The 13,900-nt window shown below is 67.2% G+C and carries 13 protein-coding genes; 5 read left to right on the top strand and 8 right to left on the bottom strand.

The features are described from left to right. Positions 1-51: 51 nt before the first annotated feature. On the bottom strand, positions 52-1,305 hold the full coding sequence (locus F3S47_RS14440) for a PAS domain-containing protein (protein ID WP_150445980.1): 1,254 nt from the start codon (positions 1,303-1,305) through the stop codon (positions 52-54). Between the two features lie 96 nt (positions 1,306-1,401). On the opposite strand from F3S47_RS14440, the gene F3S47_RS14435 reads away from it, so the two are divergent. Next, positions 1,402-2,172, top strand: a complete 771-nt coding sequence (locus F3S47_RS14435; protein WP_150445979.1) for an SDR family oxidoreductase — start codon at positions 1,402-1,404, stop codon at positions 2,170-2,172. Here F3S47_RS14435 and F3S47_RS14430 read toward each other — a convergent pair. Beyond that, entirely contained in the window at positions 2,169-2,351 is a 183-nt protein-coding gene (locus tag F3S47_RS14430) for a hypothetical protein (RefSeq protein ID WP_150445978.1), read from the bottom strand. The two genes, F3S47_RS14435 and F3S47_RS14430, sit on opposite strands and share 4 nt — an antisense overlap. 103 nt (positions 2,352-2,454) lie before the next feature. On the opposite strand from F3S47_RS14430, the gene trhO reads away from it, so the two are divergent. After that, entirely contained in the window at positions 2,455-3,354 is a 900-nt protein-coding gene (gene trhO / locus F3S47_RS14425; RefSeq protein ID WP_150445977.1) for an oxygen-dependent tRNA uridine(34) hydroxylase TrhO, read from the top strand. Here the strand turns inward: trhO and glpD are convergent. Then, a complete protein-coding gene (glpD, locus tag F3S47_RS14420; RefSeq protein WP_150445976.1) occupies positions 3,351-4,919 on the bottom strand; it encodes a glycerol-3-phosphate dehydrogenase in 1,569 nt (522 codons plus the stop codon). The two genes, trhO and glpD, sit on opposite strands and share 4 nt — an antisense overlap. A 116-nt stretch (positions 4,920-5,035) precedes the next feature. On the opposite strand from glpD, the gene F3S47_RS14415 reads away from it, so the two are divergent. Beyond that, entirely contained in the window at positions 5,036-6,469 is a 1,434-nt protein-coding gene (locus F3S47_RS14415; RefSeq protein ID WP_150445975.1) for an alpha/beta hydrolase, read from the top strand. An 86-nt stretch (positions 6,470-6,555) separates the two neighbouring features. Here the strand turns inward: F3S47_RS14415 and F3S47_RS19450 are convergent, their stop codons facing one another. Both F3S47_RS19450 and F3S47_RS14405 read right to left on the bottom strand, forming a co-directional pair. Then, positions 6,556-7,227 (bottom strand): potassium channel family protein, encoded by a 672-nt coding sequence (locus F3S47_RS19450; protein ID WP_191090202.1) that lies wholly within the window; start codon positions 7,225-7,227, stop codon positions 6,556-6,558. 4 nt (positions 7,228-7,231) lie between these two features. Next, the gene (locus F3S47_RS14405; RefSeq protein WP_150445974.1) at positions 7,232-8,581 is read right to left on the bottom strand and encodes a TrkH family potassium uptake protein; all 1,350 of its coding nucleotides are present in this window, start codon (positions 8,579-8,581) and stop codon (positions 7,232-7,234) included. A 216-nt stretch (positions 8,582-8,797) separates the two neighbouring features. On the opposite strand from F3S47_RS14405, the gene F3S47_RS14400 reads away from it, so the two are divergent. Next, positions 8,798-10,402, top strand: a complete 1,605-nt coding sequence (locus tag F3S47_RS14400) for a sodium:solute symporter (RefSeq protein ID WP_150445973.1) — start codon at positions 8,798-8,800, stop codon at positions 10,400-10,402. A 3-nt stretch (positions 10,403-10,405) separates the two neighbouring features. Then, on the top strand, positions 10,406-11,530 hold the full coding sequence (locus F3S47_RS14395) for a mechanosensitive ion channel family protein (RefSeq protein WP_223877836.1): 1,125 nt from the start codon (positions 10,406-10,408) through the stop codon (positions 11,528-11,530). On the opposite strand, the gene F3S47_RS14390 is transcribed toward F3S47_RS14395, so the two are convergent. From F3S47_RS14390 to F3S47_RS14380, 3 genes are all read right to left on the bottom strand, one after another. Next, positions 11,521-12,303, bottom strand: a complete 783-nt coding sequence (locus F3S47_RS14390; protein ID WP_150445972.1) for an SDR family NAD(P)-dependent oxidoreductase — start codon at positions 12,301-12,303, stop codon at positions 11,521-11,523. The two genes, F3S47_RS14395 and F3S47_RS14390, sit on opposite strands and share 10 nt — an antisense overlap. A 70-nt stretch (positions 12,304-12,373) precedes the next feature. After that, positions 12,374-13,072: a hypothetical protein gene (locus F3S47_RS14385; RefSeq protein ID WP_150445971.1), complete on the bottom strand. Its 699-nt coding sequence runs from the start codon at positions 13,070-13,072 to the stop codon at positions 12,374-12,376. 122 nt (positions 13,073-13,194) lie between these two features. Further along, positions 13,195-13,899: a cytochrome c oxidase assembly protein gene (locus tag F3S47_RS14380; RefSeq protein WP_150445970.1), complete on the bottom strand. Its 705-nt coding sequence runs from the start codon at positions 13,897-13,899 to the stop codon at positions 13,195-13,197. Between the last annotated feature and the right edge of the window lies 1 nt (position 13,900).

Here is a 13,900-nt window from a genome sequence, read left to right as displayed (position 1 = left end):
CCGGCGGTAACGACTGGACGCTGCCGCCAAGGCTAAAGCTCAAGGTCCGGATCAAACCGAGGCGGCACCGTTGCGCAAGAGCGCGGTGCTGGCCTGGACGTGGCTGTTGAGTTCGCTGATCCGGGCCAGCCGCTCCTCGATGCCGTCCTGGCTTGCGTCCAGTTGATCGACGATTCCCACGAGGGTTTCGCCCGACTTCGACAGGGTCGCGCTCTCGATCTTGCACATCATTCGGGTCGAGCTCAGGCCGGTGATGTAGCGCTTCATGTCGAGAACGCTGCGAGACAGGCGGGCGGCCTCGTAGCCCGTGCGCTTGAGTTCGTCGGACGACCGAAGCTGATAGGCGCGGCTCTGATCGGCAAGGAGCCGACGGCGGGATCCGTCGCCTTCCTGCGCGACGGCCTCGACCTCGGCGAGATAGCTCTGCTGCATCTCCGACATTAGGCCGGCGATGGCGTAGTGGAAAAGTCCGCTGACGATGGCATCGCGGATGCGGGAAAAGGCGCTGTCTTGCCCGTGGATGAAGGTACGGACCCACGCGGACATCTCGTCGGACATGGAGCCGTAGTTGACGGAGATCGCGCTGATCGGCCCGCCCGCGGCTTCGAGCCGCGACGCCAGGATTCGCATGTTGAGCGGAATGGTCCGGATCGCCTCGAAGGCCGTCATCATCGCCTCGGACTCCATCTCCACCTCGTGGATGGCACGGGACATCGAAAGGAACCGCTCAAGTCGGAGGTCCTTCGGCCGCCGCAGCTCGGCGCTGCGGGCGATGAGCTCTGCCGCCAGCGACTCCGCCTCGAAGGAGTCGTAGCCGCTGAAGCCGGCGTCGCGGATCGCGGCGAGGAGTTCGTCACGGCTCTGCTCCGGGCCGATGCCGTCCGCCGTTTCGCGCTGCCGCTGGGCGGCGTAGATCTTCTCGATCCGGGCGAGTGTCGGGCTGCTGGGCTTCAGGCGGACGGAGAGATAGCCCCCCTCGACCGGCGTCATGACCGCGAAGACCCAGTAGTGGCGCCCGTCCTTCGAGCGATTCTTGACATAGGCGGCGACAGGTTCGCCCGCCTTCAGCCTGTCCCAGGCGAACTGGAAGACAGCGCGGGGCATGTCCGGGTGGCGCACCAGCTTGTGCGGCGCGCCGATCAGCTCGTCCTCCGGAAAGCCGGAGACGCGGACGAAGACGGTATTGCCGGCCTGGATCACCCCCCGTTCATCGGTTCGGGAGAAGAAGAGTTCATCGATCCCGAAGGGCACCTCTTCAATTCCGAGCCGGGGCCGGTCGAGGATGGTTTCCCCTGTGTCGTTCATGATCCGCTCCGCCTGTGCAGCCCGGACACTCTCCCCCGAAGAGGTTTCAAATTCCTGAAGGACGGCGCAGAATCGGGCTCGGGAGGACCATCAAAGATGTCAGCACAGTCGATATTCTCGCTGCAGGGCCGGACGGCGCTGGTGACCGGATCTTCGCAGGGGATCGGAGAATCACTCGCCAGGGGGCTGGCGGAGGCCGGCGCCCGGGTCGTGCTGAACGGCCGCCGGATGGAGGCGCTGGAGACCGCCGCCGAGGTCCTCCGGGCCGATGGACACGAGGTGGATCTGCTGTCCTTCGACGTGACCGACGCGGAGGCGGTCCGCGCCGCGATCGACGGTTACGAGGCGGAGAGCGGCCCGATCGACATCCTCGTGAACAACGCCGGCATGCAGCACCGGGCGCCGCTCGAGGACTTCCCCGCCGAGGCCTTCGAAAGGCTGATGCGGACCAACGTGACATCGGTGTTCCAGGTCGCGCAGGCGGTCGCGCGACACATGATCCCGCGGGGTCGCGGCAAGATCGTGAACATCGCCTCCATCCAGTCGGCTCTCGCGCGGAAGACCATTGCCCCCTACACCGCGTCGAAGGGTGGGGTGTCGAACCTGACGAAGGGCATGGCCGCGGACTGGGCGGGATACGGGATCCAGGCCAATGCGATCGCGCCAGGCTACTTCGATACGCCGCTCAACGCGGCGCTCGTCGCGGACCCCGAGTTCACGGGCTGGATCGAGAAGCGCACCCCGGCCGGGCGCTGGGGTCAGCTACCCGAGCTTCGGGGTGCCTGTGTCTTTCTGGCCTCCGATGCATCGTCCTACGTGAACGGACAGACGCTCTTCGTCGACGGAGGCATGTCGGTGACGCTCTAGGCGGACATCCCGCGGTCGATCCGCAGGAACCGCTTGAGACGGCTGGCGCCGTCGCCGCGGCTGCGGCGTTGCAGGTTCACCGTCTTGGCGTCGGGGCGTGCGGCGCGTTCCAGCTTGAGAAAGCGGCCCAAGCGGCCGTTGGTCGTGTCTTTCGGTTGGTCGATGATGTGCTTTGTCATGGCGAATCCTCCCGAATTGCCGGTTGCACGATAGTGTAACACGTCGGTCGCCGACGGTGTTCCACCTTGCGGGGCGACGCAGGACTGTCCTAGGTGCCGCGTCATGTTCACCGTTGCCGCCCTCTATCGGTTCACGCCGTTCGACGATCCCGGCGCCCTCAAGGGCCCGCTGGCCGCCTGCGCCTGCGCGGCGGGGGTCAAGGGCACGCTGCTGCTGGCGCCGGAGGGGATCAACGGCACCATCGCGGGGACGCGGGAGGGGATCGACCGGGTGCTTGCGCATATCCGGGAACTGCCCGGCTGCGCCGACCTCGAGTGGAAAGAGAGCACGGCGCGGGACATGCCCTTCGGCAAGCTCAAGGTCCGGCTGAAGCGGGAGATCGTGACGATGGGCCGGGCCGAGGTCGATCCGCGCCGGGCCGTCGGGCGGTACGTTCCGCCGGGGGAGTGGAACGCGTTGATCTCCGCGCCCGACGTCGCGGTGATCGACACCCGCAACGGCTACGAGGTCGCCATCGGCAGCTTCGAGAATGCAGTCGACCCGAAGACCGAGTCCTTCGGCGACTTCCCGGACTGGTGGGAGGCCAACCGAGACCGGTTCGAAGGAAAGCGGATCGCGATGTTCTGCACCGGGGGCATCCGCTGCGAGAAATCGACCAACTGGCTGATCCAGCAGGGGGTGGAGGAGGTCTATCACCTTCAGGGCGGCATCCTGAAATACCTGGAGGACGTGCCGGAGGATGAAAGCCTCTGGCACGGCGACTGCTTCGTCTTCGACGAGCGGGTCTCGGTCGGGCACGGCCTGCGCGAGGGGCCGCACCTGCTGTGCCGGGCGTGCCGGAGGCCGATCACGCCCGAGACGGTCGACGACCCCGACTACGAGGAGGGCGTCTCTTGCCCGGCCTGCCTGGGCGAGACGAGCGAGGCGGACAAGCAGCGCTTTCGCGAAAGGCAGAAGCAGATCGCGCTGGCGAAGGCCCGCGGCGCGCGGCACCTGGGCTAGCCGCGCCGGCGCTCCGCCATCCAGGCGTCGAGACGCGCGACCTGCGCGTCCGTCATCCGCAAACCCAGCTTGGACCGGCGCCATACCACGTCGTCGGCGGTCCGGGCGAACTCCCGGTCCATGAGCCAGGCGACTTCCTGCGCGGTGAGCGTCCCGCCGAAATCCTCGCCCATGTCCTCTTCCGTGCGGACACCCTCCAGCACCTTCCAGGCGTGGGTGCCATAGGCGCGGATCATGCGGCGGCAGGCATAGGGCGAGAGGAACGGAAACTCTTTCTGCAGCCGGTCCATGAGTTTGCCCACGTCGGCGACGGCGAACCCGCCGCCGGGCAGCGGACGGTCGGCGGTCCAGTCGCCGGACAGACCGGGAAAGGCCGGCGCCATCTTGGCCAGCGCCCCTTCGGCGAGCTTGCGGTAGGTGGTGATCTTGCCGCCAAAGACGTTGAGCAGCGGAGCGCCGCCGGTATTATCGACCTTCAGCGTGTAGTCCCGAGTGGTCGCCGTCGCCGATTGCGCCCCGTCGTTGTAGAGCGGGCGGACGCCCGAATAGCTCCAGACGATGTCCTCCTCGGTGACCGGAGTCCTCAGGTAGGCGTTGACGAAGTCGAGCATGTAGCGCCGCTCTTCCGGGGTGCATTCCGGCGGCGTGTCCGGGTCGGCGTGCTCTTGGTCGGTCGTGCCGATGAGGGTGAAATCCTCCTCGTAGGGGATGGCGAACATGATCCGCCCGTCCTCGCCCTGGAAGAAATAGCACTTGTCGTGGTCGAAGAGGCGCCGCGTGACGATGTGCGACCCCCGGACCAGCCGCACGCCCTCCGTCGAGTTGCTGTGCACCGTCTGCCGGATGATCTCGCCGACCCAGGGCCCGCCCGCGTTCACCAGAAGTCGGGCGCGGTGCGTGCGCGTCTCTCCGGTATCGGTGTCGGTGACGGTCACGTGCCAGACACCCTCCTCGCGCCGCGCCTCGTCCACGCGGGTCCGGGTCAGGACCTGCGCGCCGTGGTCCTCGGCATCGCGGGCGTTCAGGACGACGAGCCGCGAGTCCTCGACCCAGCAGTCGCTGTACTCGTAGGCGCGTTCGAACTTGTCCTTGAGGGGAGCGCCCTCCGGCGCGTTCCGCAGGTCGACGGTGCGCGTGCCCGGGAGGATGTCCCGCCCGCCGAGGTTGTCATAGAGGAAGAGACCCAGCCGGATCACCCAGGCGGGCCGCCTGTCCTTGGTCCAGGGCATGACGGTGTTGAGGATCTTCGAGGTCGGCGTCGCACCTTCGAAGCGCATATCCTCGTGGTAGGGCAGCACGAAGCGAAGAGGCCAGGAGATATGCGGCATCGCACGCAGAAGGGTCTCGCGCTCGATCAGGGCTTTCCGGACGAGCCCCACCTCGAAGTACTCCAGGTAGCGCAGCCCGCCGTGGAAGAGCTTGGTCGAGGCGGAAGAGGTCGCCGAGCCGAGGTCGTTCATCTCGGCCAGGGTGACCGTGAGCCCGCGTCCCGCCGCATCTCGGGCGATACCGCAGCCATTGATGCCGCCGCCGATGATGAAGACGTCCCGAATGTCCTCAGCCATGTCGTCCCCTCGTTTCGCGTCCCGACCTAGACCGACCGGACCATGACTTAAAGCCTTTGCGGCGGGATGACGCGCGGACTTGACCTCGACCGCCGGGGCGCGCCCTGCTGCGGGTCATGCGCCCCGCCCTCGCCCTTCTCGCGATCCTCCTGTCGCTGCTGGTGCTCGAATCCGCGCGTCACGGCGTGGTGCAAGAGCGCTGGCAGGTCGGAGAGACGCCTGTGACGACCTGGGCCGAGCCGGACGCCGAGGGCCCCCATGTCGTCGTGGCACACGGCTTCGCCGGGTCGCGGCAGATGATGCAGGGCTATGCCCTGCCCCTCGCGCGGGCCGGGTACCGCGTCCACGTCTTCGACTTCGAGGGTCACGGGAGAAACCCGGTTCCGATGTCGGGCGACGTGACCGCGATCAACGGCACCACGCGGCGGCTCATCGACCAGACCGGCCGCGTGATCGATGCGCTCGGAGCCGGGCGGCCGGTCGCCCTGCTGGGGCATTCGATGGCGACCGACGTCCTGGCTCGCCTCGCCGCGCAACGGGGGGATATCGGCCCGGTCGTGCTGGTCTCCGCCTACTCGGACGCGGTCACGCCCGAAACCCCGCAGAGACTTCTGCTCGTCACCGGCGCCTGGGAGGTCGGGCTGCGGGACTTCGCGCTCGAGGTACTGCAGCAGGTAGATCCCGAGGCGGAGGAAGGCGAAACCGCGCGGAGCGGAGATGTGGTGCGGCGGGCCGTGGCGGCGCCCTTCTCCGAACACGTCTCGGTGCTTCACAGCCGGGTCGGGCGACGGGAGGCCGTGAGCTGGCTGGACGCGGCCTACGGGCGGGATTCCGCGGTGACGATCCGGCCGACGGGCTGGGCCATTCTCGGCCTTCTCGCGGGGATCGTGATGCTGTTCCCCAGCGCCGTCCGGAGGCTTCCGGAGCGCCCCGTCGCAACGGCCGGACTGAGCCGTCGGCAGGTCGCGGTCGCCGCGATTGCCCCGGCCCTTCTAGCCCCCGCCGTCGCGGTTCCGCTCGACCCGGGACTGCTGCCGGTGCTCGTGGCCGATTACCTCGCCCTGCACCTTGCGGTATTTGGGCTCGCGCAACTTCTGCTGCTCCGGCTTTGGCGCGTGCGCCTGGGCCCGTTCGATCCTGCTGCGCTAGGACTGTTGCTGGCGTGGTCCGCACTCTTCGGCCTGGCGCTCGACCGCTATGCCGCGAACTTTCTTCCCACGATGGAGCGGCTCTGGATCATCGCCGCCCTGCTGCCGGGGACGCTGCCCTTCATGCTGGCGGACGCCCGGCTGGGTCATGGCGCATCTGTCTGGCGACGCTCAGCTCTGCGTGGCGGCTTCCTGGCCTCGCTCGGGGTAGCCGTGGCACTGAACCCGGAAGAGCTCTTCTTCCTGGCGCTGATCGCGCCGGTCATCCTGCTCTTCTTCCTCGTCTTCGGGACGATGGGGCGGCAGGCCTCCCGCCGCTCCGGCCCTCTGGCACCGGGCGTCGCCCTCGCACTCGTGCTGGCCTGGTCCCTCGGCGTGAGCTTTCCGCTCTTCAACGCCTAGGGCTTCCGATGGGCGAGGATAGGCTCGAACTTCGTCTCCCGCTCCTCCAGTCGGCATCGGAGCCAGGCTCGGCGCCGGAGGCGCGTTCAGTCCTGTCTTTCGTCCTGGTCGTCGGGCTCGAAGATCTGGTCCATCCGATCCTCGGCATCCGTCCCGACCGCCACGATGAGCCGGTCGCCCTTCTTCAACTTGGTCTCCTCGGTGACGAGGAGATCGTCCTCCCCGCGCGTGACGGCGATGATGCGGGTGTTGGACGGCAGGTCGAGCTCGCCGACGGTCTGGTCCACGTGACGGGCGCAGACGTGATAGCCCAGCACGTCGAAGTCCTTGTGCACGCGAAGGTCAAGCGAAGGGTCGTCGTGGTCCTCCAGCGCCCGCACGATGGAGCGGGCCACCGTGGCGTGCGGCGTGATGAGATCGGCGAGCCCCAGTTCCTCGCAGACCGACATCAGTTCCCGCCGGACGATCTGGGGGACGACGCGCTCGAAGCCGACCGACTTGCCGACGAGTGCGGCGAGGATGTTCACGTCGTCCTCGTTGGTCAGCAGGACCAGCGCGTCCGCGTGATCGGCGAAGGCATCGCGCTGCACCGTCGGCAGCGAGCCGTCGCCCTCTATGAAACCGCAATCGAGCGTCTCGGAGAGCTCCTTGAGCCGATCCCCGTCGGTGTCGACCAGGACGACCTCGTGACCGGTTCCGGTCAGTTGCTCTGCGGTGGCGACGCCGAACCGCGACGCGCCGACGATGACGATGCGCATGGTATCAACTCCTTCTGAACCAGGTTCCGGGGGAGAGCGCCGCGATCAGCGCGAGAAATTCGAGCCGCCCGAGCAGCATGGCGGCGATGAGAACGGCCTTGAGCGGGCCGGAGAGATCGGGACCGGTCACACCGGAGGAGAGGCCGACCGTCGAAAGGGCGGAGGTCACGTCGAAGAGGGCCGACAGGGGCGCGACGCCGCCGATGAGAAAGGCGAGCCAGCAGCAGAAGGCGGTGACCGTGTAGAGGAAGATTGTCGCCGAGAGGACGATGACCTGCCGTTCGGTGATCGTGCGACCGCTGATGCGCATGGTCGTCACCGCCCGTTCGGGCGCGCGCAGGCGGCGGAGGGAGAACTGGACCGTCCGCAGAAGGATGAGCACCCGATCCAGCTTCAGGCCGCCGGCGGTGGAGCCGATGCCGCCGCCGACCACCATGCCCGCGAGGATGAGCGCCACGACGGGCGGCGCTTGCGACACGGTCGCGACGGAGAACCCGGCGGTCGTCGCGCCGCTGACGAAGTTGAGGACGGCATCGAGGACGATACCCTCCGGCCAGGCGAGCACGGCCGCCACGCAGGCTCCGCCGAGCGAGAACAGGATGACGGAGAGGGCATTCGTCTGCCTCAGTGCCGCCATGGGCCCACTTCGTTTCGCCACGACATAGGCCATGAGAGAGACGGCCGTGGACAGGCAGATGAGCATGGTCGCGATCTGGGCAGCCCGCGAATAGGAGGCCAGCGAGTCCGGCCGGGGCGTGAACCCGCCCGTCGAGACGGCCGTCAGGCCGACCACGAGGCCCTCCCACCAAGTGGGCAGAAGCAGGATGAGGATGCCGCAGGAGATGACGGTCAACACGATGTAGGCCGTAAGCAGGCTGCGGGCCTGGAGCCGGGTCGAGGTCAGGAGGTCCTTCTGCTCGATGCCGGCGCTGCCCATGCGCTGGCTCGGCCGGCCCGGCCCGAGGATGAGCGCGACGCCGGCGACAGCGATGGCGAAACCGCCCGCCCATTGCATCCAGGCCCGAAGGACATGACCCGCGAAGGGCCAGTCCATCGGGTCGTTCGCGACCGTCAGGCCGGTGGAGGTGATGGCCGAGACGCTCTCGAAGGCCGCATCCACCCAGGGCATCCCAAGCACCATGTAGGCGGGCGCGAGGGCCCCGGCGACGATCAGGAACATGAAGGACAACGTGGCGACCGCCTCGATCCCCCTCAGGTCGGGGGGCGGCCCGATCCACCGGGTCGCGATGATTGCCAGGATCGCCAGCAGAGTGGGCGCGCCGAGCGCGACCGTCATGTCCCAAGACTGTTCGGCGATGGCGACGCCAAGTGGCACCGCCGGCACCGCTCCCATCACGTGCGCCTGTGACAGCAGCCCCCGTCCCACGGCCCAGGGGCGGGCCCGCCAGGTGACACTTGCTTGTCCGGATCGGGCGGGCAGTTCGGCACCTCTCAGCTACCTTTCCCAACCTCATTCGACACACCGAGTTCCGATACGGCAAGGAACTCGCCTCTCCACCCCGGGTTGCGGTTGGGGACGAGGGGCTGTTCTAGGAGAGGAGCCCTCGGTTTGGGAAACGCGCAGTTCGATCTCGCCGTCATCGACTACGTCATTGTGCTGGTTTATTTTGCTGGGATCGTTGCGCACGGCGTCTACGTCTCTCGAAAGCAGAAGGGCGGCTCTGACGACTACTTCCTCGCGGGCCGCAGCCTGCCCTGGTACCTGATCGGCTTCTCCCTCTTCGCCTCCAACATGAGCGGGTCGAGCTTCGTCGGCCTGATGGGCGGCGCCTATTCAAACGGCGTGGTGATCTTCAACTACGAGTGGACGGCGACGCTCGTCCTCATCATCTTCGCTATCTTCATTCTGCCCTCCTACCTGCGCGCCAAGGTCTCGACCGTCCCCGAGTATCTCGAGCATCGCTACGACGTACGTTCGCGGCGCGCCTTCTCGCTCTTCACCATCCTGGCCATCATGTTCATCGACACCGCGGGCGCCCTCTACGCCGGGGGCCTCGTCATCTCGAACACGATCGGTGCGCTCAACCTGTGGTCCGCCATCGCGGTCCTGGCGCTGGTCGCGGGTCTTTACACCATTCTCGGCGGCCTTTCCGCGGTCGTCGTCACCGACACAGTACAGGCGATCCTGCTGATCGGCGGCGCTGCGGTCCTATTCTGGCTCGGCCTGAACGAGATCGGCGGCTGGCAGGAGCTTTTCGTCGGCGTGGATGAAAGCAAGACGCGGCTCATCCTGCCGGCCGACGACGACTTCCTTCCCTGGACCGGCCTTTGGGGCGTGGTGCTGCTCGGCTTCTACTACTGGACGATCAACCAATTCGTGGTGCAGCGCACGCTCGGCGCGAAGTCCCTGCGCGAGGGACAGGTCGGGGCCTTCTTCGCGGGCTTCCTGAAGCTGCCCAACATCTTTCTCATGGTGCTGCCCGGCCTCATCGCCCTCAAGCTCTACCCCGACCTCGAGACGCCGGACCTCGCCTTCCCGACGCTGGCCTTCGAGCTGATGCCCATCGGCGTGCGCGGTCTCATCATGGCGGCGCTGATCGCGGCGATCATGTCCTCGCTCGACTCCGCGCTGAACTCGGCCTCGACCCTCGTGGTCAAGGACTTCGTCCAGCCGTTCAAGCCGGAGCTCAAGGAAGAGCGCCTGGTCTGGCTCGGCCGCATCGTGACCGGCCTCGTCATGGTCTTCGGCGCGGTCTACTCACCCTTCATCGGGTCGTTCGAGAGCCTGTTCTCCTACTTCCAGTCCTCGCTGAGCTACATCATCCCGCCCATCGTGGTGGTCTACGTACTCGGCATCTTCGTGCCTTGGCTGAACGGCAACGGTGCATTCGTCACGATCCTGCTCGGGCTGGTCATCGGCATCCCGCTGTTCCTCCTCAAGGAGGTGACCGGTATCTGGGAGAGCTGGGGGCTGCCGGCGATTCACTACACGATCATGTCCACGATCATGATGTTCATCGGCATCGTGCTGCACTTGGGCATATCCGCGATGACCCGCCGGAAGGAAAAGGAAGAGATCGACGAGCTGGTCTGGAAGGCCTCCGAAGCGAAGGAAATCTTCACGACGCTGGAGCGGCCGATCTACACCGACCGGACGCTCTGGGCCGGCGCCCTCACCGTGGCTACAGTCGGCTTCCTGATCTGGTTCTGGTAGCCCGTGGAGCAGCTGAACGTCCTCCAATCCGGATGGAGCGGGCTGCCCAGGATCGTCGAGCCTCTGCTGGCTATCGGCCTGGCGATCCTGGCCGCGCTGATCATCCACCGGGCGCTCTTCATGGTCACGGAGCGGTGGCTGCGCGACCATGAAACGCTGCTCGCCGGGCTGATCCGGCGCAGCCGTCGTCCGCTTCGGCTGGTCGCCGTGCTCATCGCCCTCGCCGTCATCGTCCCGCAAATCCAACTGCCCGGCGGGTTCGAGAGGGTCATCGGCAGGGTGGCGACGATCCTGAGCATCATCGTGGTCGGCTGGACCGTGATCCTCCTGACCGACCATTTCGCGGCCCGCTCGGTCCGGCGCTACAGGATCGACACCGAGGACAACCTCGCCGCCCGCAAATATCTCACACAGCTGCGGATCCTAAAGCGGGCGGTGCAGATCATCGCGGTCCTCGTGACCGTCGCCGCCGCCCTGCTGACTTTCGAGAGCGTGCGCCGCTACGGTGTCTCGCTGCTCGCCTCCGCCGGTGCGGCGGGCCTGATCCTGGGCCTTGCGGCGCGTCCGGTGCTGTCGAACCTCATCGCGGGCATCCAGATCGCCCTGACCCAGCCGATCCGGCTGGAAGACGTGGTGATCGTCGAAGGCGAATGGGGGTGGATCGAGGAAATCTTCGCAACTTACGTGGTCGTCCGCCTCTGGGACTGGCGTCGCATGGTCGTGCCGATCAGCTATTTCATCGAGGAGCCGTTCCAGAACTGGACGCGCGAGGGGTCCTCTATCCTGGGCTCGGTCTACTGGTACCTGGACTACACGATGCCGGTCGACGAGATGCGCGAGAAGCTCGACGAGTTCATCGCCGAGAGCCCCTACTGGGACGGGCAGGCGAAGGTGCTGCAGGTGGTCGACACCGACAAGGACACGATGCACCTGCGGGCGCTGATGTCCTCGCGCACCGCGCCGCTCAATTGGGACATGCGCTGCGAGATCCGGGAGAAGATGATCGACTGGATGCAGAAGACCCACCCCGAGGCGCTCCCCCGCCTGCGCGGGGAGCTCACGGTCGAGGCCACGGGCATGGCGGGCAATCCGAAGGACCGCCCGCCGGCAAAATCACGTCAGAGCTGAATCGAGCCCACGGAACCGCCGTCGACCCGCCAGTTGGATCCGGTGACGAAGGAGGCCCGCTCCGAGCAGAGAAGCGCGATGGCCGGGGCCACTTCCTCGGGCTTGCCGCGGCGCTTGAGGGCAAGGTAGGGCCGGTCGCTCTCGAGAAATCCCTCGATCGCCTCGTCTCGGGACGTGCCCTCGGCCTCGGCCTTGGTGTCCATCATGTAGTCGGTCATCGGCGTCTCGATGAAGGCCGGTGCCACGCAGTTCACCAGCAGCCCCTTGCCCGAGTGCGCCATCGCGACGGACTTGGCGAAGGACAGGAGCCCTGTCTTGGCGACGTTGTAGACCGTCTCGTCCGGGTAGGGCTGGGCGGCGTTCTCGGAGGTGACGAAGACCATCCGGCCCCAGCCGCGCGAGATCATGCCCGGGGCAACGAGCCGGGTCAGCCGGACGGCCGACATGAAGTCGGTATGCCAGGCGTGGTCCCAGTCCTCGTCGGACATCTTGATCGGGTCGCCCTTTGCGCCGGTCACCCCGGCGGCGTGGACGAAAATGTCGAAGTCATGCCCGACCTTGCCGATCAGCGTCTCGGCCCCCTTCGTCGAGGAGAGGTCCGCCGCCACGCAGGTTGCGTCGAGCTCCTTGGAGACCTCGGCCAGCGTCTCGTCGTCCTTGTCGGTGAGGGTGAGCCGCGCGCCTTCGGCGGCCAACAGCCGGGCGGTGCACCGACCGATGCCGCCGCCGGCGCCCGTGATCAGGGCGCTCTTTCCGTTCAATCCAAGCTCCATGAGCCACTCCGTCATCTGGTGTCGCGGCTCAACAGGCGGCGTACCGGCGGGTTCCGCGCCGGCACGCGGCTCAGAAGCTGGTCCGAGCCCGCGCGCCCTCGGCGGCGCCCTTCACGGCGCGCGTCGCCCGATTGCTGATCTGTTCGGCCTCGTCCTTCAGACTCTGGTCCAGGCGCTTGCTCAGCGCCTTGCGGTCCTTGCGCTTGCGGATCTGGATCGTGTTGGTCTCCTGCGGCAGAAACGCGCGGTCTCCGTCGACGCGTCTGACCCAGAAGGTCTGCTTGCCCGCCACGAGGTAGCCGTCATGGCTGCCCTCCGCCGCCAGCGTGAAGGTGACGGTATCCACGTCGTCGGACCGGCCGGGCAGACCGACTTCATCCAGGGCGCGGTCGAGCAGGCGACCCATGGCGCCGAGGTCCCGGTACTCCGCCGTCTTGAGCGGGCCCTGCCGGGTCTGCTTGACACCCTTGTCCTCCTCGTCGCTCTCGTCCTGCAGACCCTCGGTGATGATCGCCCGTTTCTCCGATCCGTCGTTGAAGCACAGGTCCGCCATGAAGGCGCAGACGTTGATCGGCTCGGCCCCCATGTTGCCGACGAGCAGATGAGCCCGGTCACGGTTGCCGGCCACCCGGTTGATGAGGATGTTCGACTTCCGCTGCCGCCGGAAGCTGGTGATGAAGATCTGCAGGTAGGCGATCCAGACGAGCGCCGTCAGGACCTGCACGATCAGCGTCAGCGGTCCGGAGTTGTTCGAGATCCACTCGAGCATTTTGGCCCCACCTGTTCATTTCACTCGGACACGACCGCGTTGCCGCGGTGCAGGGGCCGAACAGCCCCGGCCGGCCCGAGTTCCACTGGCCGTGTCGGATGACATCAGCCAGCCTTGTCAGTTCAGGACCCGACGGGCGTCTGCCTGTTGGCGTACCGAGCCACGGCGAGCCCGATCGTCCCGACGAAGAGCAGTCCGCCGACGACCCACATGAGTCCTCCGGCCAGCGCCTGGTCGCCCAGCGCGCTCATCCCGTAGGGCGCCGTGGTGAGTTCGTGCCAGGCGTGCCAAGGCTCGGGCGAGAGGACCAGCAGCACCGAATAGGCCGTCATCTGCGCGGCGGTGAAGGCCGCGGCGAGGAAGCTCTCGAAGGGACGGTCGGCCCCCAGCGAGCGCCAGAAGAGCACCGAAGAGATGAAGAGGCTGAGGTGCATGCTCCAGTACGTCAGATCGGAGGCCAGGGTTCCCGCGTAGGGCGCGGGCGCGTGCCAGACCCAGAAGAGCGCGGCGAAGAAGGCGGCCGTGACCAGCGGCGTGAGCCGGGGGAGGGGAACCGAGGAGGCGATGAGCGGCGCCACCACCAGCGTCAGCAGGAGATGCTGGCCCACCCGTGCCGAGAACAGGGCCATCGACAGGGCGCAGAGCGGCGAGACGAAGAGCAGCACGGTCAATCCCCAGCCGACCAGGAACCGGCCGCGCCGGTGGGCGGTCCAGAGCCCGACGACCAGGAAAGCCGCGAGGCCGAGGAGCAGGGCCGGATCGAAGGTCCAGCGGGTCAGGAGCTCGACGGGTGCCGGCGGCGTGCCGCAGAAGGGAACGTACTCCATG

It is taken from the genome of Histidinibacterium aquaticum, from assembly GCF_008710275.1.
GTDB lineage: Bacteria > Pseudomonadota > Alphaproteobacteria > Rhodobacterales > Rhodobacteraceae > Oceanicola > Oceanicola aquaticus.
This window is presented reverse-complemented; position numbering and strand designations above follow the sequence as displayed.

Bases quoted from the DNA above. Each gene is read 5' to 3' on its own strand.
- F3S47_RS19450 (WP_191090202.1), bottom strand. From the start codon at position 7,227: ATGCGCATCGTCATCGTCGGCGCGTCGCGGTTCGGCGTCGCCACCGCA.
- F3S47_RS14380 (WP_150445970.1), bottom strand. From the start codon at position 13,899: ATGGAGTACGTTCCCTTCTGCGGCACGCCGCCGGCACCCGTCGAGCTC.
- F3S47_RS14440 (WP_150445980.1), bottom strand. From the start codon at position 1,305: ATGAACGACACAGGGGAAACCATCCTCGACCGGCCCCGGCTCGGAATT.
- F3S47_RS14430 (WP_150445978.1), bottom strand. From the start codon at position 2,351: ATGACAAAGCACATCATCGACCAACCGAAAGACACGACCAACGGCCGC.
- F3S47_RS14415 (WP_150445975.1), top strand. From the start codon at position 5,036: ATGCGCCCCGCCCTCGCCCTTCTCGCGATCCTCCTGTCGCTGCTGGTG.
- glpD (WP_150445976.1), bottom strand. From the start codon at position 4,919: ATGGCTGAGGACATTCGGGACGTCTTCATCATCGGCGGCGGCATCAAT.
- F3S47_RS14385 (WP_150445971.1), bottom strand. From the start codon at position 13,072: ATGCTCGAGTGGATCTCGAACAACTCCGGACCGCTGACGCTGATCGTG.
- trhO (WP_150445977.1), top strand. From the start codon at position 2,455: ATGTTCACCGTTGCCGCCCTCTATCGGTTCACGCCGTTCGACGATCCC.
- F3S47_RS14435 (WP_150445979.1), top strand. From the start codon at position 1,402: ATGTCAGCACAGTCGATATTCTCGCTGCAGGGCCGGACGGCGCTGGTG.
- F3S47_RS14405 (WP_150445974.1), bottom strand. From the start codon at position 8,581: ATGGGAGCGGTGCCGGCGGTGCCACTTGGCGTCGCCATCGCCGAACAG.
- F3S47_RS14390 (WP_150445972.1), bottom strand. From the start codon at position 12,303: ATGGAGCTTGGATTGAACGGAAAGAGCGCCCTGATCACGGGCGCCGGC.